The organism is Proteus sp. LHD240705 (assembly GCF_047921555.1).
Classification (GTDB): domain Bacteria; phylum Pseudomonadota; class Gammaproteobacteria; order Enterobacterales; family Enterobacteriaceae; genus Proteus.
Genome location: NZ_JBLRMI010000013.1, coordinates 16,436 through 37,909, shown reverse-complemented (window position 1 = coordinate 37,909; position 21,474 = coordinate 16,436). Strand labels below are relative to the sequence as shown.

The 21,474-nt window shown below is 39.4% G+C and carries 19 protein-coding genes; 7 read left to right on the top strand and 12 right to left on the bottom strand.

The genetic code is table 11. From position 1 onward, the window contains the following. Positions 1-1,113 precede the first annotated feature (1,113 nt). The 11 genes from ACNART_RS17190 to agaR form a co-directional block, all read right to left on the bottom strand. Positions 1,114-2,175: a glycoside hydrolase family 88/105 protein gene (locus ACNART_RS17190; RefSeq protein WP_198632702.1), complete on the bottom strand. Its 1,062-nt coding sequence runs from the start codon at positions 2,173-2,175 to the stop codon at positions 1,114-1,116. Positions 2,176-2,192: 17 nt separating this feature from the next. Next, positions 2,193-2,948, bottom strand: a complete 756-nt coding sequence (kduD, locus tag ACNART_RS17185) for a 2-dehydro-3-deoxy-D-gluconate 5-dehydrogenase KduD (protein ID WP_109371232.1) — start codon at positions 2,946-2,948, stop codon at positions 2,193-2,195. A gap of 93 nt (positions 2,949-3,041) precedes the next feature. Next, complete coding sequence (kduI, locus tag ACNART_RS17180; RefSeq protein WP_109371234.1) at positions 3,042-3,872, bottom strand: 5-dehydro-4-deoxy-D-glucuronate isomerase; 831 nt, start codon at positions 3,870-3,872, stop codon at positions 3,042-3,044. Positions 3,873-3,915: 43 nt separating this feature from the next. Continuing rightward, complete coding sequence (nagA, locus tag ACNART_RS17175; protein ID WP_198625877.1) at positions 3,916-5,085, bottom strand: N-acetylglucosamine-6-phosphate deacetylase; 1,170 nt, start codon at positions 5,083-5,085, stop codon at positions 3,916-3,918. Next, positions 5,082-5,516: a PTS galactosamine/N-acetylgalactosamine transporter subunit IIA gene (agaF, locus tag ACNART_RS17170; protein WP_109371238.1), complete on the bottom strand. Its 435-nt coding sequence runs from the start codon at positions 5,514-5,516 to the stop codon at positions 5,082-5,084. Before agaF ends, nagA begins: the two co-directional genes overlap by 4 nt. Before the next feature lie 99 nt (positions 5,517-5,615). Then, positions 5,616-6,506 carry a PTS system mannose/fructose/sorbose family transporter subunit IID gene (locus ACNART_RS17165; protein ID WP_109371240.1) on the bottom strand — a complete coding sequence of 297 codons (891 nt, stop codon included), beginning with the start codon at positions 6,504-6,506 and terminating at the stop codon, positions 5,616-5,618. Beyond that, positions 6,496-7,263, bottom strand: coding sequence for a PTS N-acetylgalactosamine transporter subunit IIC (agaW, locus tag ACNART_RS17160; RefSeq protein ID WP_099074752.1), 768 nt, complete (start codon positions 7,261-7,263; stop codon positions 6,496-6,498). Before agaW ends, ACNART_RS17165 begins: the two co-directional genes overlap by 11 nt. A gap of 47 nt (positions 7,264-7,310) precedes the next feature. Next, positions 7,311-7,805, bottom strand: coding sequence for a PTS N-acetylgalactosamine transporter subunit IIB (gene agaV, locus ACNART_RS17155; RefSeq protein ID WP_109371242.1), 495 nt, complete (start codon positions 7,803-7,805; stop codon positions 7,311-7,313). A 24-nt stretch (positions 7,806-7,829) separates the two neighbouring features. Next, positions 7,830-9,020: an SIS domain-containing protein gene (locus ACNART_RS17150; protein WP_160230601.1), complete on the bottom strand. Its 1,191-nt coding sequence runs from the start codon at positions 9,018-9,020 to the stop codon at positions 7,830-7,832. 12 nt (positions 9,021-9,032) lie between these two features. Then, positions 9,033-10,313 carry a tagatose-bisphosphate aldolase subunit KbaZ gene (gene kbaZ / locus ACNART_RS17145; RefSeq protein ID WP_368927839.1) on the bottom strand — a complete coding sequence of 427 codons (1,281 nt, stop codon included), beginning with the start codon at positions 10,311-10,313 and terminating at the stop codon, positions 9,033-9,035. Positions 10,314-10,366: 53 nt separating this feature from the next. Then, complete coding sequence (gene agaR / locus ACNART_RS17140; RefSeq protein ID WP_075673686.1) at positions 10,367-11,146, bottom strand: transcriptional repressor AgaR; 780 nt, start codon at positions 11,144-11,146, stop codon at positions 10,367-10,369. 535 nt (positions 11,147-11,681) lie between these two features. Between agaR and ACNART_RS17135 the strand changes: the two genes are divergently transcribed. The 7 genes from ACNART_RS17135 to ACNART_RS17105 all read left to right on the top strand — a co-directional run bounded on the left by ACNART_RS17135 (position 11,682) and on the right by ACNART_RS17105 (position 19,245). Then, on the top strand, positions 11,682-12,917 hold the full coding sequence (locus tag ACNART_RS17135; RefSeq protein WP_198620899.1) for an anaerobic sulfatase maturase: 1,236 nt from the start codon (positions 11,682-11,684) through the stop codon (positions 12,915-12,917). A 40-nt stretch (positions 12,918-12,957) separates the two neighbouring features. Then, positions 12,958-14,568 (top strand): sulfatase, encoded by a 1,611-nt coding sequence (locus tag ACNART_RS17130; protein ID WP_368927840.1) that lies wholly within the window; start codon positions 12,958-12,960, stop codon positions 14,566-14,568. Positions 14,569-14,623: 55 nt separating this feature from the next. Further along, the gene (locus ACNART_RS17125) at positions 14,624-16,099 is read left to right on the top strand and encodes a DUF2264 domain-containing protein (RefSeq protein ID WP_198620897.1); all 1,476 of its coding nucleotides are present in this window, start codon (positions 14,624-14,626) and stop codon (positions 16,097-16,099) included. A 114-nt stretch (positions 16,100-16,213) separates the two neighbouring features. Then, the gene (locus ACNART_RS17120) at positions 16,214-17,068 is read left to right on the top strand and encodes a tagatose bisphosphate family class II aldolase (protein WP_198625879.1); all 855 of its coding nucleotides are present in this window, start codon (positions 16,214-16,216) and stop codon (positions 17,066-17,068) included. Further along, positions 17,065-18,036: a sugar kinase gene (locus ACNART_RS17115; RefSeq protein WP_198630339.1), complete on the top strand. Its 972-nt coding sequence runs from the start codon at positions 17,065-17,067 to the stop codon at positions 18,034-18,036. Before ACNART_RS17120 ends, ACNART_RS17115 begins: the two co-directional genes overlap by 4 nt. After that, the gene (locus ACNART_RS17110; RefSeq protein WP_198620895.1) at positions 18,017-18,658 is read left to right on the top strand and encodes a bifunctional 4-hydroxy-2-oxoglutarate aldolase/2-dehydro-3-deoxy-phosphogluconate aldolase; all 642 of its coding nucleotides are present in this window, start codon (positions 18,017-18,019) and stop codon (positions 18,656-18,658) included. The genes ACNART_RS17115 and ACNART_RS17110 overlap by 20 nt, the downstream gene beginning before the upstream one ends. Before the next feature lie 5 nt (positions 18,659-18,663). After that, on the top strand, positions 18,664-19,245 hold the full coding sequence (locus ACNART_RS17105; RefSeq protein WP_198620894.1) for a DJ-1/PfpI family protein: 582 nt from the start codon (positions 18,664-18,666) through the stop codon (positions 19,243-19,245). Positions 19,246-19,330: 85 nt separating this feature from the next. Here ACNART_RS17105 and ACNART_RS17100 read toward each other — a convergent pair whose 3' ends face one another. Continuing rightward, entirely contained in the window at positions 19,331-21,037 is a 1,707-nt protein-coding gene (locus tag ACNART_RS17100) for a phospholipase (RefSeq protein WP_198620893.1), read from the bottom strand. Positions 21,038-21,474: the final 437 nt, after the last annotated feature.

The following is a 21,474-nucleotide window of genomic DNA, read 5'->3' as shown; positions in this document are numbered from 1 at the left end:
TAAATCGAATGATTTATTATTGATAATAAATGTGTTGTCTCAAATAAATATTTTGCTATTCTCTGCGCGGGTGCTTGGATCAATCTGGTTCAAGCATTTTGTAAGACCCAGAAAGAGAAAAGCCCCGATTATGTTATTTAACATTAACCGAGGCCGACTCAAACATGACAACTTGATTCTGCCTCCTTATAGAGGAACTGTCAAGAAAATGAACAAATATTCTCTTATTAGTATGATTGTTATTAGTATAAATATCACCATATTGCTGATAATTTTATTCTATAATAATCCAATTGAGAATTTCACGATTAATAGTGAATATATAAATGTTCAGGTTAAGTTTATTAATAATAAACACTAACCTTGTGGGAGAGAAATCCCCCGCAGTTTTCGAATTAAGTTATTACGGTTTAATCTAAGCACCCTAATTTATAGTAAGAGGTAACAGATTACTGTTACCTCTTATTTTATTAATCACACCTATTAACGAATCAATTATTTATTTAAAATAACAAAAACAAATCGAATAATTTATTATTGATAATAAATGTGTTATCTCAAATAAATATTTTGCTATTCTCTGCGCGGATGCTTGGATCAATCTGGTTCAAGCATTTTGCAAGTACCAGAAAGAGAAAAGCCCCGGAAAATATATTTCATATTAACCGAGGCAGACTCAAACCCGAGAACTTGATTCTGCCTCCTTATAGAGGAACTGTCAAGAAAATGAACAAATATTCTCTTATTAGTATGATTGTTATTAGTGTAAATATCACTGTATTATTGATAACTTTATTCTATAACAATCCAATTGAGAATTTCACGATTAATAGTGAATATATAAATGTTCAGGTTAAGTTTATTAATAATAAACACTAACCTTGTGGGGGAGAAATCCCCCGCAGTTTTCGAATTAAGTTATTACGGTTTAATCTAAGCACCCTAATTTACAATAAGAGGTAACAAATTACTGTTACCTCTTATTTTATTAAGTTAAATATAAAAAAAGCCGACCCCTATTTTTGGTCGGCATCCTAATAAGGAAAATATTACACGGAAGGCATAATAGAGCGTGTAAAAAAACGAAGCGTCAATATCAAGGGTCTAGCTATTTCACGAAAGTTTTAACACTTCACTCCCTGCTAATAAATAAGCACCAGCACCATAATCCATATTATGTTCAAACTTCACTTCACGAGGGTTAAATGCCGGAAGTTGAACCCAGCCTATCATGCCATTGTCATGAATACAGGTTTGTAATGCCACCCATGCTCTATTTAATGCGGGAAAATAGACTTCTTTCTCTAATACTCCCTGATTAATTCCCCATGCTAGCCCATAACAAAATAGCGCTGTTGCTGAACTTTCAGGCGCAGGGAAATTATCAGGATCTAATAAACTGGTTCGCCAAAAACCATCTTCATGTTGATAATCTAGAATGGATGTCGCTAATTCTTTAAACAGTACAATATAGCGTTCACGACCATGATAATCATCAGGCATATATTGAAGAATACGAGGAACTGAAGCTAAAACCCAGCCAATACCACGGCTCCAAAATACTTTTTCACCGTTAGCTTCACGCATTTCATTTCCGTGACCATCAGGGATATAGCGATGATCACGGAAAATAAGCCCTGTTTCAGGATCACGTAAATGCTCAATCGCATCCCAATAAGCTGTGTGCATATAATCTAAATAACGTCGCTCACCCGTTATTTCTGATAATGCAGCAAACCCTGGAGGAGCCATAAAGAGCGCATCGCACCACCACCAATCTTCACGACCCGGCTTAGGATCATTAAGCATAATGTCGAATGCTTTAATGGTTGGCTCAATCACTTCAAGTTGCTCAAACAGCGGACTTATGGCGAGATAAGCTTGAGCACAGACATGATCATCCGCAAAACGTGCATTTGGTCCTGTTCGAAATCCTGTATGCAACGTGTAATTTAACACACCATTAAGATACTCTTCGTCTTGCGTTGCCTGCCATGCAGCACTTACGCAACTCCATAAAACACCGCGTTCCCAATCCGTATCCTTTATAAAACGAGTTTTACCACTACGGCGGCGAACACTGCGAACTTGATTAGCCGATTGGTAATGATACACTCGCTTCATATTTTGCAATACGATACCTTTTTGCAAAGCCTCTGTATTAGCGTGTTCCATCCTATTTCTCCATGAATTTAACGAGCTAACCAACCACCATCAACCGCAATTGTGTATCCATTAACATAATCACTGGCTTTAGAAGCTAAGAAAATCGCAGGACCTGCAACGTCTTCTGGGGTTCCCCAACGTCCTGCAGGAATACGTTCTAAAATAGCTGCATTACGTGCATCATCAGCACGTAATGCAGCCGTATTATCTGTTGCCATATAGCCCGGAGCAATCGCATTAACGTTGATGTTGTATTGAGATAACTCGGTCGCTAATGCACGAGTTAATCCCATCACCGCAGATTTACTTGCTGTGTAAGAAGGTACACGAATACCACCTTGATAAGAGAGCATAGAGGCAATGTTAATTATCTTGCCACCCTCTCCTTGTTTCACAAATTGGCGGGCAACTTTTTGTGATAAAAAAAACAGTGTTTTCTGGTTAATATCAATAACATCATCCCAATCTTTTTCACTAAACTCCAAAAGATCTTCTCGACGAATAATGCCTGCATTATTGACCAGAATATCAAGACGGCCCATAACTGAAACCGCTTCATCTACCACAGCTTGTAATCCATCTTGTTTCATTAAATTTTGTGTAATGTAATGAAAACGACGACCCAATGCTTCGACTTGCTGACGTGTTTCGGGTGCATCTTGAATACCGACACCCACAATATCAGCCCCAGCTTGCGCTAAACCAACGGCCATACCTTGCCCTAGCCCTGTATTACAACCTGTGACAATGGCAACCTTGCCACTTAAATCAAATAAATTCATATCAGTAACCTCTCAGATGTGACCTTATGGCCACATCTTTTTTATCTGTAGGGTAAGAAAAAATGTGACTATTCGTAGTTATTTCAGTGGTAGTTATTTCAGATCTTTCATTGCAACGTGATCCATATCGTGGAATACCTGATTTTCACCGACCATTCCCCAAATAAAGGTATAGGACGCAGACCCCACACCTGAATGGATTGACCAACTAGGGCTTATCACCGCTTGTTCATTACGAACCACTAAATGACGGGTTTCGGTTGGCTCTCCCATATAATGGAAAACGACATTGTCATCTTTCATATCAAAATAGAGATACACTTCCATACGGCGTTCATGGGTATGACATGGCATGGTGTTCCATAAACTACCAGGCTCAAGAACGGTCATGCCCATTGATAATTGACACGTTGGTAACACTGAAGGGTGTAAGAATTTATAGATAGTACGAACGTTACAGTTTTCTACATTACCAATTTTTTCTGGCGAAGCTTGTTGTTGCGTAATTTTACGCGTTGGATAAGTATGATGAGCAGGTGCGCAGTTCATATAAAAACGCGCTGGCGTTTCTACAGAATCACTGGTGAATTCAACAGATTTTGCGCCCATTCCGATATAAATGGCTTCACGAGGGCCAATCTCAAACACTTCTCCATCAACAATCACTTTACCTGCGCCACCAATATTAATGGCACCTAATTCACGTCTTTCCAAAAAGAAATCAACGCCTAATGCTTTACCTGCCATTAATGCTAAAGGTTGTGTTGTAGGAACAATACCGCCAACAATAATACGATCTATATGGCTATAAGTGAGATTCATTTCCCCTTCACAGAATAGGTTCTCAATCAGGAACTCCTTACGAAGCCCTTCTGTATCAAGCCTTTTAGCGTGTTCACTATGAATTGGCTGACGAATTTCCATTATAAATACCTCATTTTTACTGATGGGAGCATAAGCCAAAAGGCTATGCATTTTCCCCGGATACAGAGTAAATATGATTTCCTCTGATGAATGTATCGGTGAGATGAAAACACTCATCCACCACAGCAAAGCTGGCTTGTCGACCCGCTTTGATATAACCCAATTGATCGCTGATACCGAGATATTCGGCAGGAATTGCACTCGCCATTTGTACCGCTTCCCATTCGGGCACATGCGCTAGTTGCACCATATTTCGCAATGCACTATCTAGGCTACAAGTGCTTCCCGCCAAAGAGCCATCTGCGGTTTTTGCCTGACCTTGAGTCACACTGACCGTTTGTGCGCCCAGTGTGTAATCACCATCAGGTAAACCACCCGCACGCATACAATCAGTAATTAAGGCAAGCTGCTGATATCCTTTCATGCGATACGCCAATTGCATCATGACAGGATGAACATGAATGCCATCAGCAATAAGTTCAGCTAAAACATTGTGATACAACACTGCACCACAACATCCAGGCTCACGATGGTGAAGCCCTGTCATACCGTTATATAAATGCACGCCACAATCAGCACCATGCAAAAATGCATCTGAAGTTTGCTCATAAGTTGCCGCGGTATGCGCCACACTTGGCTTAATACCTCGCTTGACCAACCAATCAATCGCCTCCATAGAGCCTTGTGCTTCAGGTGCAACAGCGACACGCAATAGCGTATCTCCCGCACTTTCGAGTAATGTTTCTAGCTCTGAAATTGTCGGCGCTTTGAGATATTTAACAGGGTGAGAGCCTCGATGACGCTCTGTAAAATAAGGTCCCTCTAAAAAGCTCCCAAGTAACAATGCGCCCGAAGTTTGTGGCGTTGATAAGAACTCACGCACTTGTGATAACGCGTCACGAATATCCTCCATAGGCGCGGTAACGGTTGTCCCCACCCATGCAACGACGCCCGTTTTAACAAGCGCATCCGCAATGGTTTGTAACCCTTGTTGAGTGGCATCCATTACATCCGCCCCTTCACGGCCATGAATATGAATATCCACAAAACCAGGTAATAACGATTTCCCTTTTAGGCGAATAATAGGGCAATCTGTCGGCGCCTCTGTAGTGATTGATTCAATATTTTCACCCTTAACACGGACATAACAGAGATAGCGAATACCTTCTGGCGTAAAGGTTCTATCGGCTAAAATGGCATATTGCTGACTCATAAGCCGTCTTCTTCATCAGCATCATTACTGTCTATTTGAGCCAATTGCTCGCGAATATCTTGAATACTGTCTTGACCAATTTCTCGTAGCGTTTGCACTAGTTCTGAGGTTGAACATCCTTCTCGTTCAAAAGCTGCATTCACAATCATGGGTAAATTGACCCCAGCTAACACTTCAACTGCGGGATTTTGCATCATAATTGCCATGGCACGATTACAAGGGGTTCCACCGGGTAAATCGGTTAAAAAGAGATATTGCTGGCATGACATTGAGTCGATCGCTTCACGCATTTTTTCTTCAAGCTCATCAGGAGAGATTGACTCAACAAAATCGATAAACGCGATATCTTCTTGTTCGCCTGCAATAGCCTTTACAGCAGAAGCCATGCCTGAGGCAAAATTAAGATGTCCTGAAACAATAAGACCTATCATGAGTGACTCCTTGCGGGCAGCAGAAGGCTCTCCTGCCCGTTTATAGCAAGTTAATAATGTATTTCGACTGACAATAACGGCGGTGAAAAAGGCTCTCAGTTATAAGAATCCTAATACGTGACCGATAACGCCAAAGGCTAAAGTTGAGAAAATCAATACCGGAGGTTTACCCCAAAAACCGGTGCTTTTAACCATTTTGTACATCAGGAAAACTAAGCACAGAGGCAGTAAATTCGGCATAATTTTGTCAAAGAGCGCGGTTTGTAATTCAACCACCTTCCCTCCCAGCTCTAGCGAGGCGGTGGTTTGCACCTTGATAAAGGTCGCGGAGAGCGCACCAATGACAAAGATCCCCATAATATTGGCGGCTTTAGCCAGTTTTTCAGTGGCATCACTCATATTGACCATCGCCGCCGTACCTGCGCGATAGCCCATGAACATCAGCCCGAAATACACTAAAAAGTGCACAATTTGGTATAAAAAGAAGAAAACAAAAGGCCCTGCAATTGATCCTTCCATTGCAATGGAAGCACCTAATGCTAATGTCAGTGGCATTAAGGTCATATGGTCAATAGCGTCACCAATGCCCCCAGTTGGCCCCATGCCTGCAACTTTCATCACGTTAACAGTAGAAGGTTTCTCTTTGTTTTCTTCCATTGCAACGGCTGTTCCTAATAGGAAGGTAAACAGCTTTGGACTTGCATTAAAAAACTGTAGATGGTTTTTTAATGATGTTGCATAGTCACGTTTGTTATTTCCGTGAATTTTTTTCAATGCTGGAATAATTGAGAACGCAAACCCACCACCTTGCATACGTTCAAAGTTGAAGTTACCTTCCATAAACAAGCCACGGAACGCACACTTCCAGAGATCGCCCTTAGTGATAACTTTTCTGACAGTGGTATCTTGGTATTCATCAATGCCATCAATCAAAGAACCCGTTTCTGGTTTATCCTGCGTTTTCAATGCGGTGCTGTTATCAGATACCATCTTCGAAATCCTCATTCTGCTGACTTGAATTTTTGTTATTACCACTAAAGAAGAAGTAAAGTGCTGCGGCTGACGCGCCTAAAATAGCGACCGCCATAATTGGAAGTTTCAGATAAGTCGTCATCACGAAGCCAATAAAGAACACACCTGCCACTTCTTTTGACCACATGATTTTTAGCAACATGGCGAAACCAATTGCAGGAACCATTTTCGCGCCAATACCTAAGCCTTCTAGCAAGACTTTTGGTGTATTTTCATCAATCCATTGAGCAGCATGTTCACCGAAATAAACCGTAACAAAAGCAACCAAAGCATAGAGTAATGAACGCACCGTAATCGTGATGATCAGTAGCCGTGAAATACCCGCTGCATCGGCTCTTTCTGCATATCTATCAGCTTTTCCCATGGTGAAAGCGGTTACAGCAAAGAAACCTATCACGAGCATTTGCATTAACACAGCAATAGGCATCCCAATTCCCATCGCAACTTCTGGTGATTGTTTTGTCATTACCGCAAAAGCAACCGCAGCGATTGTCCCTAATGTCACATCAGGTGGCTGAGCACCCGCATTGGGAACTAGTCCTAACCATGCGAGTTCTAACGTTGCACCCGCAATCAATCCAACCTGCATATCCCCCATAATCAGACCCACAACAGGCCCTGTGATTAATGGTCTGTGAATATTTAATGCAACGTCATACTTATCTATACCGCAAAAGAAGGCCCATAAAGCCACTAAAGAAGCTTCAAAAATCATAAATAATCCTCAAACCTGCTAATGCAGGTTTTTTGCTCAGGAAATTATCAGGCTGATGCGAGTGCTAACACATCAACAGGTGTCTGATCGGGAGTGTTTTGAATTGTGCAAGTCACACCATTTGCAACGAGCCTTTTAAACGCATCAATGTCTGTTTCATTGACTGACACGGTTTTCGCAATTTGGCGTTTCCCTTCATGAAAATGCATATTGCCAACATTACAATGAGTAATAGGCACGCCCCCTTCCACTAAACGGGCAACATCTGTCGGGTTATTACACAAAACAAAAATTTTCTGACGAGGTGATGCTTTACTAATAACATCAATGGTTTTTTGAATAGAGAAGAAGCGAACAGCATATTCACCACCAGCTGATGCCTTCATTCCAGCTTGCATAAATGCGGCATTGGGGCCTTCTGCTGCGTCATCATTAGCCACTAAAATCAGGTTTGCTTCCGTATGTTTACCCCATGTAATGCGGATTTGACCATGGAGTAAACGTTCATCAATGCGGGTCCAGACAATATTCGGTGTGTTCATGATTAGCTCTCTTATTATATTTTATTAATTTAAAGCAGACTGTGTGTCTTCTGTTTTAAGTGAGAACGGATAAATTGTGACGCCTTGTACAACACGGTTGATTTCTCCTGTCGGAGACGGGTTATCAGGCGTATTCCCTAGTGCAATGGAACTGTGAAATGCGAATGATTGCGCCAACATCAAGTATGGGAACAATAGCGCCACATCTGAACAGTTCTCTAGCGCAGGAATATAAACAAAACTCTCTTTTGAGAAAGTATTATCATTTCGTGCGGTGATCGCGATCACCTTACCTGATGCATTATCGTGAATAACCTCTCGTAATAAGTCAGTCTCATATTGACGAGTGTAAGGATCATTAGAGAAAAACATCACCACTAAAGTTTCTTTATTTACGATAGACTTAGGGCCATGTCGAAAGCCTAATGGAGTATCAAAACTAGCAACCACTTTACCCGCAGTTAGCTCTAACATTTTTAAAGCAGCTTCTTGCGCTAATCCTTGTAATCCGCCACTTCCTAAGTAAATAACTCGTTTAAATTTACCAGCGTATTTTTCGCGGATAATTTGATTCGCTTTATCAAACTGCGCTTTATAATCACTAAAAAATGGCGCGATTGAGTCACTAAAAACGTTATCACCTAAAAAGATGGTCACAGCCGCCATCATCATGGATGAAAAGCTAGAGGTCATCGCTAAAGAGCGGTCGTTTGATTCTTCTGGCATCAATAATGCCAATGCACTGCGGTTGTTTTGACAATACTCATAAAGTTTGCCATTTGGATTACACGTCAGTACTAAGTGATAACATTGTGATAGGCATTCAGTCGCAACATCTAACGCCGCCACACTTTCAGGGCTATTACCTGAACGTGCAAAAGAGATTAGTAATGTTGGAATGTCTTCCGCTAAATATTCTTGTGGATCAGCCACTAAATCAGTGGTTGCAATTGCATCTACTCGACGTTTTGTATGACCACTTAAAATGGGTGCTAACGCTTTTCCAGCAAAAGCAGACGTACCCGCACCGGTTAAGATAATTCGCGCATAAGGCAGTGAGAGCGCTTTATCTAAAAAGGCTTGGATCTCAGTACGATTTTCTTTCACTGATAGCCATGTTTTTTTCCAACATTCTGGTTGTTGCTCAATTTCTTTCGCAGTCCAAAATGCATTCAGTTGCTCTAATTGAGCGGTCTGATAACTTAAATATTCCATGGTTTCCCTCAATTAATGGACATAGCACGCATCGGCATAAACCGATAACACATCACGTATTTTCGCAATAACAAAAGATTCAGGTGATCCGTCAATCATGCCTTCTCTAAATTGGGTAAATTGATAAGGCAGATATTGGCTCAATAACGGCAATGGAATAGGTTTAACGGATAAGTTATCCATTAGTGTGTCGATGGCGGCATTAATTTCAGCATCAGGCCAGTAATAACGAATGCGATCACTAAAACTATAGACTCGAGCAAAGGCTTGTTGACGTTCATCACCATGATAGTATTTTTGCCAAAACCCTGGCTCACGGCACATCAGTTGTTCCATTTTTTCACGCAATTTAGAGCACTGATCTTGAGGGAATAATGTTTCTTCAATCGAGCAGAGTGCGTATAAACCTTCACGCATAGCAAAGGTTAAGGCAGGCCCAACTTTTAAAATGGCAAAATGGTCATGAACTAATTGTTTATAAGCCTCTTTGGTTTGATAGTCCGTAGAGTGTGCTTCAAAAACAATGTGAGAATAATCGTTCACCACTTGGCTTAATGCCTGTGCTTTTTCAGGCTGGTAATCAATGATGCCAGTGTGATCAAACTCAACACCAGGTTGAACCACTAAACCAATCACGCGCTCCCAACAGTCAGAAACGCCCGCCTTTTGAAAAGCTTGGCGGTGACACTCTAATGTTTTACGCGCTGCGTCTGGTGAAGTTACTTCAACGGTATCAAGTTCTTCGGCAGCACCACCTGGAACGGGCACTTCTGTACCAACAACATAAACAATGTCACTAGAACCAAATGTTTCTTTTGCGGTATTTTCTGCAATCACCGCAAGACGTGCTGCGCGAGAGGCCACAATTTCGTCTGTTAACGGGATAGGATCATCAGCACAAGACATACTGCAATCAAGATGGATTTTTTTGAAACCTGCGGCAACATAATGTGCAATCAACACGTCTGCATTTGCCATCGCGTCTTTGGCATTAAGATGTTGCCAACGATTAGGCCCTAAATGATCACCACCAAGAATAAGTTTCTCGATAGGAAAACCTACTTTTTCAGCCTGTTCAATGACGTATTGGTAAAAATCAGCGGGGGTCATTCCCGTATAACCACCAAACTGATCAACCTGATTAGAGGTGGCTTCAATTAGCAGAAAGGAATCATTATCCAGCGCTTGTAATAGAGCTGCTTCTATTACTAAAGGATGGGCAGAACAAACAGAATAAATACCATTCTGTTTGCCTGATTTATGTTGCTGAACAATCTTTTCTAAAGGATGCATTAAATACTAACTCCATAATCAACACCGGCGGTGTTGCTAATGGAGTTAGCAAATTACGATGCCTTATCGTCGACGATAATCACTTCGATTTTGTGCTCTTTCAGTTCCTGAATATACTCTTCAGGGATACCTGAGTCGGTCACTAATATATCAATATCACCAAACTCTCTGATCATATGACAGCTGCGTTTACTGAATTTCGTAGAATCTGCAACCGCAATAATCGTTTCTGAGATATCACACATTAAACGGTTAAGACTGGCTTCCTGTTCATTGTGTGTGGTGATACCAACACGTAAATCGAATCCGTCAACACCTAGAAATACCTTATCAAATCGATAATTTCTAAGGCTATTTTCAGCTTGTGAGCCTGAAAAAGACAACGCACTTTTTCGCAATACACCACCGGTCATTAATACTTCCACACCTGAGGTATTTGCTAACTCCATTGCGACATCCAGACCGTTAGTCATGACCACTACATTTTCGCGCGACTTTAAATGTGTCGCGATTTCGCGAGTAGTTGTCCCCGAGTCAAGAATGACGGTGTCTCCATCCTTTATCAGCGTTGCGGCAGCTTTCCCGATTAATGTTTTAATGCCCGCGTTTTGCCCACGTTTTTCGTGGATACTCAATTCGGCAATAAATCCCGTATTAGGAATTGCTGCACCATGAGAGCGAACGATATAACCATTTTTCTCAAGAAAACTTAGATCGCTGCGGATAGTGACACTTGAGACTTTAAATAATTCAGCGAGATCTTCGACTCTGGCTTTACCTTGTTGGTTTACCATATCGAGGATTTCCATACGCCTCTCAACTGCCGCTTTCACTTTCGTCTCCTTACGAAACCAAAAGACTTTCTTTCGATTGGTTTCGAATGTAGTTTACTACGCCAATTTTTACCGACAATGCAAAAAAACAAAACTTTTGATCTCTTTCACAAAGTTTCGAATCATCATCGATTACTTACGATTATTTTCGTGTAGCTTCAATAATAGCCTTGAGACCGCCAGTTTCCAATAAATAAAATGATATAACGCAATGCTATACTTATGATCACACCATATATAGCTGGATAAAACACAATAATATAGATTTAATATCACACAAACACACAATAAACAGCTTTAAACTCCATGTCATACATTTCTTTTCGAAAAACAAATCAAAATAAATAGCTCAAATAGTCAATAAAACATGAAATAGTATCGAATCGAAAGTATTTTAATCGAAAATTTAAGTTCTAATCTTTCGAAATTAACTTTCATTTACTTTCGGTATTTCGTATTTGTGATTTTAATCTCTTTTGTTTTGATAAATTTTACGTAATGTAACAGGATAAAAAAGAAACTCAGGAAATGACGAATGGCATTAAATCAACCTGCTTATTTTCATATGATGGCAAAACCCACAAGCTACCACTGTAATATTAAGTGTGAATACTGCTTTTATCTGGAAAAAGAAAATATTTTTCAAGATGAAGAAAAAGAGACAGGTCATACCGTCATGCCTGATGGTGTCCTTCGTCGTTACATTAAAGACTATATACAGTCACACAGTGGCGACCAGGTTGATTTTTCTTGGCAAGGAGGAGAACCAACACTTGCTGGATTAGCCTTCTTTGAGCAAGTCGTTAAATACCAAAAGCAATTTGCTAACGGCAAGACAATTACAAATAGCGTACAAACCAATGCAATCGCCATTAATCGCCAATGGGCACAATTTTTTGCGGATAACCATTTTCTATTAGGCGTTTCCATCGATGGTATTGAAGCAGTTCACGATAAATATCGTATTTCAGTCAATGGTAGCCCTACTTTTGAACGAGTAAAACGTGCAATTAAGCTACTAAACGAATATGGCGTCGAATTTAATACACTCACAGTAGTTAACGACCAAAATTGGAATAAAGGAAAAGAAACCTACCAAGCCTTAAAAGAATTAGGTTCAACATTCTTTCAATTTATTCCCATTGTCGAAGTCGATAGACGCTTTCCTCATACTCATGGCGGACATTATGCCCCTGGCCCCAATGCACAACTGGCTCCATTTTCTGTTCCAGCCGAAGGCTACGGACAATTTATGACAGAAGTGTTTAATGAATGGATACGCCAAGGCGATATTGGAAAAATATATATTCGTTTATTTGATAGCTTATTAGGCACATGGATGGGATATCCTGCATCAACATGTATTCAATCGAAAACCTGTGGTCAGGCGTTAATCATTGAGGCAAATGGTGATGTTTATTCTTGTGATCACTATGTTTATCCCGCCAATAATTTAGGCAATATCCATCAAAATAGCCTTGCTCGCTTAGCAACATCAAAACAGCAACAGCGCTTTGGTCAAAATAAATACGATAAACAAACCAGCCTTTGTAAACAGTGCGAAGTGCAAAGCTTATGTTATGGCGGTTGCCCTAAACATCGCATTATTGCTATTGAAGGTGAAAAACATCGTCATAACTACCTATGCCGTTCCTATAAACAAATATTTCATCATACAGCGATAGGTATGCAGTTAATGCAGCAATCTATTTCACGAGGAGGTCTCGCCAGCGATGCACTTCCCGCAATGAAAAAAAACTACATAAAGTAGCCCTATTTTTATTTTATCTTGTTTATTCTGGAGACAATTCGTGACCTTACCTTCTGTTAGAAAAAGCTTACTCGCTGGGCTCATTGCTACATCGTGTTTAAGTGCCCCAATATCTGCCAATGCAGGTGGAACACCTGAAAAACCGAATGTGCTGTTGATCGTGATGGATGATTTAGGCACCGGACAGCTTGACTTTGTGCTAGATACCTTAGATGTGGATGCGTTAGCACAAAGACCGACACCTCCTCGTTATGAAGGAGATATCAACAAAATGGTAGAAGCTGCACGCATTGCCATGCCCAATGTCAGCGATATGGCGGTAAATGGCGCAAAAATGACTAATGCATTTGTTGCACACCCTGTTTGTGGTCCTTCTCGAGCAGGTATCTTTACTGGGCGCTCTCCTGCAAGCTTTGGTACTTACAGTAATGACGATGCTATTTTAGGTATTCCAAAAGATATCAAACTATTGCCTTCACTTTTCCAAGAAAATGGCTATGCCACCGCCAGTATTGGTAAATGGCATAACGCAAAAGTTATTCGCAAACCGAAAATTAATGAAAGTAAGCAAACTCGTGATTATCACGACAATATGATCTCAACGCCAGAAGCGGGTTATGCCCCTCATGAACGAGGTTTCGATTATGACTTTAGCTATTACGCATCAGGAGTAGCTTTATGGAATTCACCTGCATTTTGGCGTAATGGTGTCAATGTTCCTGCTCCGGGTTACACCACTCATCTTTTAACGGATGAAACCCTAAAATTTATTGATAAACATAAAGATAAACCTTTCTTTATCAATCTTTCATATAGCGTTCCCCATATTCCATTAGAACAAGCTTCTCCTGCTAAATATATGGAGAAATTTGATACAGGAAATGTTGAGGCAGATAAATACTTTGCTGCATTAAATGCAGCCGATGAAGGTATTGGTCAAATTATTGCGAAATTAAAAGAAAATGGTGAGTTAGAAAATACACTGATCTTTTTCTTATCGGATAATGGTGCTGTTAATGAGTCACCAATGCCAATGAATGCGATGGATAGAGGCTTTAAAGGGCAAATGTTTAATGGTGGCGTTAGAGTACCTTTTATTGCTTATCAACCTGGCACTATTCCAGCTGGAACAAAAAGTGATGAGATGATCTCCGCACTTGATATTTTACCGACGGCACTACAAACAGCAGGTATTGCGATCCCTGACAATCTAAACGTTGAAGGGAAAAATATCATGCCTTTACTTAAAGGTGAAACAACAAAGTCCCCGCATAACTATCTTTATTGGGCCGGCCCTGGTACTAAACATTATAGTGAAGAAAACCAAGAGTTTTGGCACGGATATCACCAATGGATAACCTATCAACGTAAAACACCGCCTACAAATCCTAATTTAGAAAAACTCTCTAAAGGTGCTTGGGCTGTACGTGATGGTGAATGGGCGCTCTATTTTTATGATGATGGAAAAAATCAGCCTCAACTTTTTAACGATAAAAAAGATCCTGCTGAATCAATCGATCTTGCTAAACAAAATCCACAAAAAGTGGCAGAGCTAAAAAATGCGTATTACCAGTGGATCAAAGATAAGCCAAAGCCCGTTCTTTGGGGACAAGATCACTATCAAATACTAGTGGATTCTGCAAAACCTTAATATTCAACTTCCGTTCTGTTTCGCAAGGATGCGTCTTTCTTTCTGAGATACGAAAATGGCTATTGAAATTGCATCTTCAGCACGTCCCAAACTCCCTTATGAGCACCCAAACGTAGAAATCTACCAACGCTTATTTAAGGAAAATATCATTCGACGATTAGTCAGAAAATCAGCTTATCGTCGCTATGATAAAACGATCACTGACTTTTTTAATGATGAAAGTCAGTCGCTTTTCTCTTTATGTGAAATGCTGACACAGTATGTCACACAGGCTTTTCATCATTACCAAGTCTGGGGTTACTCTCATGCTTATTATCCCGGAAGTCCAGGGCAACAAACGGCAAGAACGGATGCTCTTGAAGGTGTTAGCAGGGTACTTCCTCTACTTGCAACATGGATAGTTAGCAGCAAGAAAAGTACATTGATGGGATTAAATCATCAAGCTTTCAACTTACCTTTAATGATCAAACAAAGCTTTATTCATGGCACTGATCCACTTCATAAAGGATATTGGGGGAAACTTGAAGATTACGATCAACGAATTTGTGAAGCATCTGATTTAGCGCTCACTCTTTGGATAAGCCGTGAATGGGTGTGGGATACATTAACACCCGCAACACAACAACAAATTATTACTTGGTTTGAGCAAGTTAATCACTGTGAAATTGTTGATAATAACTGGCATTTCTTCCCTCTTACCGTCCAATTTGTCATTAAAGCACTCACAGGGAAAGACACGATTGCCCATTGGCGATATGAACGATTAAAAGAGTTTTATGTTGGTGACGGATGGTTTCGTGATGGAGCAAAAGGTAATTATGATTACTACAATGCGTGGGGCTTTTACTATTCATTGTATTGGTTAACGCAAATTGATCCTCAATTTGATACGACATTTATTACTCAATCACTTAATACCTTTAATCAGCATTACCTTTATTTTATGACTCCCAAAGGTATTCCTTTCTTTGGTCGAAGTGCCTGCTATCGCCTTGCGGTTTCTGCTCCATTATTAGCGGGTGTCGATTTACATTGTCCTTCAGTAAAAGTAGGCGAGGCAAAACGCGCCTTTGAAAGCAGTTTACGTTATTTTATTTCTCAAGGGGCATTAAAAAATGGCGCCCCGACTCAAGGCTTATTTACTCACGATCCTCGTTTAGTTGATAACTACAGTGGACCTGCCAGTAGTTTTTGGTCATTACGTGCCGTGATTATTGCGCTTTATTGTGCTGATCGTATCAATTTATGGCAAACACCTTCACTTCCATTACCTATCGAAAAAGATAACTTTCGTTTCGAAATTCCTGCTATTCAAGCTTTAGTGACTGGAGTGAAAGCAACACAAGAGGTAAACGTCATTTTTTGCGAAGATTATACAACTCAGCAAACACCATTAACCCGCCGTTTAGAAAAACAAACCTTAGCACAAAAAGTCGCTGAAACCGTGATAGGACAGTCAAGACGACCGAAAAATAATTTATTACGCAAAGGGATCACCAGTTATAGCTCTAAAATGGCACATTTTTTCTAATCACCTTTCATTTGCTTTCAGTGCGAAGGCAATAAAAATGTGATTTAGATCTTTTACCTTTCTATTTCTTTCGTTTATTATAATTCGTAATTAAACGAAAGATGAGAGGCAAACATGTATCTGGTTTCTACTCGTAATATGCTCAATAAAGCACAGCGTGAAAATTATGCTGTGCCTGCTTTTAATATTCATAACTTGGAAACCATTCAAGTTGTGATGGAAACAGCCGCTGAGATGGCATCACCTGTTATCTTAGCGGGTACACCAAGCACGTTTGCTTATGCAGGTAGTGATTATTTGATCTCTATTTGCCAGCAGGCCGCAGAACAATATCGTATCCCTGTTGCCCTACATTTAGATCACCATGAAGATATTCCTGATATTTGTCATAAAGTCATTTCTGGTGTGCGATCTGCCATGATTGATGCCTCTCATTTTCATTTTGAAGAAAACATTCGTATCGTTAAAGAAGTGGTTAATTTCTGCCATCATTGGGATTGTACCGTTGAAGCTGAATTAGGTCGTTTAGGTGGGCAAGAAGACGACTTAGTCGTTGATGCTAAAGATGCGCTTTTCACCGATCCTGATTCAGCAGTACAATTTATCAAAGCAACGGGTATTGATTCATTAGCGGTTGCAATTGGTACCGCGCATGGCATGTACAAACATGAACCTCATCTCGATTTTGATCGTTTAGCCATTATTCGCCAAAAGACTGACATTCCTTTAGTTCTTCATGGTGCATCGGGTATTCCTGATGCCGATGTACGCCGTTGTATTGATTTAGGTATTTGCAAAGTTAACGTTGCAACCGAACTGAAAATTGCTTTCTCTGACGCTATCAAGCAATACTTTTTAGATAACCCTGATGCAAGTGATCCTCGTCATTACCTTGTACCAGGCAAAGCCGCAATGAAAGCTGTGGTTGCAGATAAAATTCGTGTCTGTAAAAGTGATGGAAAACTGTGAAAACCAATAAAACTGTCGCCATTATTGGCGAATGTATGATAGAGCTGAGTGGTCAACCGTTCTTACCACAACAACAACGTTTTGGTGGCGATACACTGAATACCGCACTCTATTTATCGCGACTATCGCCTTCATTACATCCGCTTTATATGACAGGACTAGGCACTGATACTTACAGTGCCTTAATGCAGAAAGCATGGGAAAACGAGGGGATAGACTGCCAATCTGTTATTACTATTCCCGAAAAACTTCCTGGTCTATATGCTATTGAAATTGATGCTCATGGTGAGCGCAGTTTCCACTATTGGCGAAATGATGCTGCCGCACGTTATATTGCGACCGATAAGCGTTTTTTAGACAGTTTCGATGCGCTTCCTGATGATAGCGTCATTTATCTTAGCGGTATTTCTCTTGCTATTTTAACGCATGAAGGAAAAATCGCTTTACTCACCTTATTAGCGCAACTTAAACAGCGTGGAATGACGCTCATTGTCGATTCTAATTATCGACCACGTTTATGGGATTCAATACCTCATGCACAAGAGTGGTTTGAAAAGCTGTATCGCATTAGTGATATTGCTTTAGTCACTGGTGATGATGAGCAAATACTTTGGCAAAAACCAGCGCTGACAGAACAAGACATTACACAACGCCTTCATCAATGGGGTAATCAGAACGTCATTGTCAAATTGGGTGCTAATGGCGCTTACTGGTCTGATGGCAAAAATGCTGGCTATGTTTCTCCCAAACCCATTGATTCCGTTATTGATACCACCGCCGCAGGTGACTCTTTTAATGCTGCTTTTATTGCTGCTTGGCTACAAAATCAAAGCCTATCGACCTGCTGTTTATGGGGAAATACCTTAGCTGGACTCGTCATTCAACACCATGGCGCCATCATTCCTCATGAAATTACTGATTCATTCTACACACTAATCAAGGATAACCATGACACAGTCAATTGTTGATACTCTTTCATCACTGAAAGTGATCCCCGTGATCCAAATTAATCGCGCTGAAGATGCAATCTGGCTTGGTGAAATTCTAACCCAAAATCAACTACCTGTTGCTGAAATTACCTTTCGTACACCGGCAGCAGCCAAAGCCATAAAGCTAATGCATGAGCACTTTCCTGAGCTTATTTTATGTGCAGGAACAGTATTAACCGCACAACAAGCTGATATGGCAAAAGAAGCTGGAGCAAGCTTTGTTATTTCTCCGGGTTATAACCCAAGTACCGTTGATTACTGCCTTAATAACGGCATTGATATTGTGCCAGGCATTAATAATCCAAGCCAAGTCGAAGTTGCTCTTGAAAAAGGCTTAACCTTACTTAAATTCTTCCCTGCAGAAGCCTCTGGCGGTGTAAAAATGCTAAAAGCATTAGCGTCACCTTACGCCCAAGTCCAATTTATGCCTACAGGCGGCATTAGTTTAAATAACGTGAGTGATTATCTTGCTATTCCACAAGTTGTTGCTTGTGGAGGAAGCTGGATTGCCACAGCAGATACCATTGATAAACAAGATAAAGAAACCATTGTTAATCATATTCAAAGTATCCACTCATTACTAAAAACACATAAGGGATAAATAAAATGAAACAGGTTGCCGTTTTATTAGCTGATGGATTTGAAGAAGGTGAAGCTGTTGTTTTTATTGATATCATGCGCCGTCTTGATATTCATGTTGATGTACTTTCTTGCATGGATAGCTTGGTATTAAATACTTATTTTGAAACTAAAATCAGTGCTGATTTCCTATTAGCAGATAAATTCACACATAGCTATGACGCAATAATGATGCCGGGTGGCCCTAAAGGCACAGATCGTTTATGCGCTAACGAGCAAGTTATTCAATTTATTAAGCGCCATATTGCTGAAGATAAATATATTTGTGCACTGTGCTCTTCTGGTGCCAAAGTATTAGCGGCACATCATCTTCTTGAAGGTCGTAATTACAGTACTGGCGATAAATTAGCAGATAAATACGATGATGGTCATTATCTTGATCAAGATGTTGTGGTTGATGGAAAGTTTATCAGTGCAAAAGGATTAGGTGTAAGTTTTGAATTTGCCTTTACGGTGGCTAAGTATTTATTAAGCGACAATACAGAAAAAGTAGACTGGCAAGCCAATCATATTTATTTCAAACACTGGCCATTAGATTATCTTAAATAAATACGTTATTTTATATTTAAATAAAAAGGGGATTAACTCCCCTTTTATATTCAATCACTTTTATGACTAAATGAGTTGATTAAACTTATTTATGTTTAAAAGCGTGAGGTTCAGAATAACGCCATAATTTATCCCAATACTCTTCAATAAATGTCCTTACGGCTTCTTCGCCTTCAACAAGATAGTTAAATTCTGACAAATACCCTGGGTACATATTATCGGAACCAACAATATACAATTCATCATCAATAATAGTCACTTTTGCGTGGTTTCCCGGTGCAGGAGCGACTTTAGGGTAAATACCGCTCGCATTAACCAATGACCAGAATGGGTGACCAATATCTCCTTGTTTCGGTGGATCTTCGCTTAGTGGTGCTTCTTTTAGTGTGGCGGTATAAGATGATTCATCTGCACCAGGCCATTTATAAGTTTTACCTTCCGTTTGTAGTGCTTTTGGCACTTTATCGGTAAAGAAGAATGGCGCTATTTTAATACGACGTAATGCTGATTCACGAATTTTATCAGGATCAGGAATAACGGCATCTGTATCAACATCATGAGTCAGATAATATTTAAATAATTCAAAGGTTCTTTGTGCTCCAGAGCCAAATGAATATTGGTCGCCATTAGCACCGGCGGCGGCATCTAATGGTGAAACAACAATTTCAACTTCTAACTCTGGATTTTTTAATAACGCTTCAATTATCCAATGGCAGACAGGATGATCTTTCCATTTTTTCTTCCATGCACTCACTACATCTTGTTGAGACATACGAATTTTTTTCTTAGCATTTTTTATAAGGTATTCCTTCATTTTCTCGGAACCTTTCTTATAATCAACTCGCATATCAGGCCCTTCCCAATATTTTCCTACAGAGAAAATACGGTCAGTTTTGAAAAAGCCTTCATCTGGCGATTGAGCTAAGTTTTGTTCATTTTTCTTTTTAATTTCTCTTAATACACTGCTCTTTGTTAATGGATCGATAATCTTATAGCTTGCTTTTTTAGCGACCCATTCATTTTTTTTACTATCAAAATATTCTTTCGTAATTAAATCGTTACCTACATCCCACATTTTATTTAAAAATAATTGGGAATGAAGTGCTGATTCGCCAATAACCTTAACAGAAACATCATGAACTGGTGGATAACTTTTAAAAAGATCCATATTTAAATTATGACCACCAACGAAAGCTTCACAACCATCAACAGCAATAATTTTTGTATGGTTCCATGTCATTCGAGTATCTAATTCAGAAATAAAATCTTCAGGTAATACTTTTTTTTCTAACGAGACTTTTAGACCATCAATAATACGATAAAAGCGACCAATCCAAATATCTGGAATACATTCCCAATATTTTCCGCGTTCTTTGATTAATTCAATAAGATCTTTTTTCAATGCCAGATATTCAGGCGTTCCACTAAAATAGTATTTAACACCATTTAATAAAACTGTTGGTGTCTGTGCAAATAAAAATCGAATTTGTGTGCGATCTTTACGTCCTTTCTTTTCAGAAAAAGATTTATCAATTGCAGCAAGAATAATTTTACGCCACTCTTCATCAGGGGCATTAAGTGATGAAATATCACAGCGATACAGCATTTTATCTAAGATAGATGTAATGGCTTGTTCAAACTCAGCCTCACGCTCTATCGCTTTTGGCATAATTTCTTTACCAAATGGCATTCCCCATACATGGGGCGTATCAAAAATCTTCACATAGTTATTTTCAGATGTTTCATTGAAAAAACCTTTTAATTCTTTTTTTAATCCATCAATAAGTTTCATAATATTCCTTTATTTTAAAAATAGGGCGTCCATATTATTTAAATAAATATTTAAATAATTAGCACTTCAATTAATATAGATAGAATGTTTTCATTCCTAAAAAAGCATCACTTATCATAAACATGATGATTTAATATAAATTCAATTATTTTTTATAACGACCACCGCCTCCTTCCGCTTAAAAAGACCAAACCAGAAATTTATATTTTAGGCATTATTAATAATAAAACCATTCTTATTTAGAATAGTAATCTAACAATAAATAATTGTTATTATTAAACTACAAAACTAGTTATATCGATATTTATTAGCCTATAAATGATTCCTTATAAATTATCATTTTTTGATTTACTCTTTTTTAGATAAATTATTTAACAGGTATAACTGTATTAAATAACAGGTTTATCTGTTTGTCAAATACAGTTTTATCTGTATTA

Coding starts and splice junctions, on each gene's coding strand:
- ACNART_RS17165 (WP_109371240.1), bottom strand. CDS start 6,506: ATGGTATCTGATAACAGCACCGCATTGAAAACGCAGGATAAACCAGAA.
- ACNART_RS17150 (WP_160230601.1), bottom strand. CDS start 9,020: ATGGAATATTTAAGTTATCAGACCGCTCAATTAGAGCAACTGAATGCA.
- ACNART_RS17135 (WP_198620899.1), top strand. CDS start 11,682: ATGGCATTAAATCAACCTGCTTATTTTCATATGATGGCAAAACCCACA.
- kduI (WP_109371234.1), bottom strand. CDS start 3,872: ATGGAAATTCGTCAGCCAATTCATAGTGAACACGCTAAAAGGCTTGAT.
- nagA (WP_198625877.1), bottom strand. CDS start 5,085: ATGAGTCAGCAATATGCCATTTTAGCCGATAGAACCTTTACGCCAGAA.
- ACNART_RS17110 (WP_198620895.1), top strand. CDS start 18,017: ATGACACAGTCAATTGTTGATACTCTTTCATCACTGAAAGTGATCCCC.
- kbaZ (WP_368927839.1), bottom strand. CDS start 10,313: ATGCATCCTTTAGAAAAGATTGTTCAGCAACATAAATCAGGCAAACAG.
- ACNART_RS17125 (WP_198620897.1), top strand. CDS start 14,624: ATGGCTATTGAAATTGCATCTTCAGCACGTCCCAAACTCCCTTATGAG.
- agaV (WP_109371242.1), bottom strand. CDS start 7,805: ATGAACACACCGAATATTGTCTGGACCCGCATTGATGAACGTTTACTC.
- agaW (WP_099074752.1), bottom strand. CDS start 7,263: ATGATTTTTGAAGCTTCTTTAGTGGCTTTATGGGCCTTCTTTTGCGGT.
- agaF (WP_109371238.1), bottom strand. CDS start 5,516: ATGATAGGTCTTATTGTTTCAGGACATCTTAATTTTGCCTCAGGCATG.
- ACNART_RS17190 (WP_198632702.1), bottom strand. CDS start 2,175: ATGGAACACGCTAATACAGAGGCTTTGCAAAAAGGTATCGTATTGCAA.
- ACNART_RS17100 (WP_198620893.1), bottom strand. CDS start 21,037: ATGAAACTTATTGATGGATTAAAAAAAGAATTAAAAGGTTTTTTCAAT.
- ACNART_RS17120 (WP_198625879.1), top strand. CDS start 16,214: ATGTATCTGGTTTCTACTCGTAATATGCTCAATAAAGCACAGCGTGAA.
- ACNART_RS17105 (WP_198620894.1), top strand. CDS start 18,664: ATGAAACAGGTTGCCGTTTTATTAGCTGATGGATTTGAAGAAGGTGAA.
- kduD (WP_109371232.1), bottom strand. CDS start 2,948: ATGAATTTATTTGATTTAAGTGGCAAGGTTGCCATTGTCACAGGTTGT.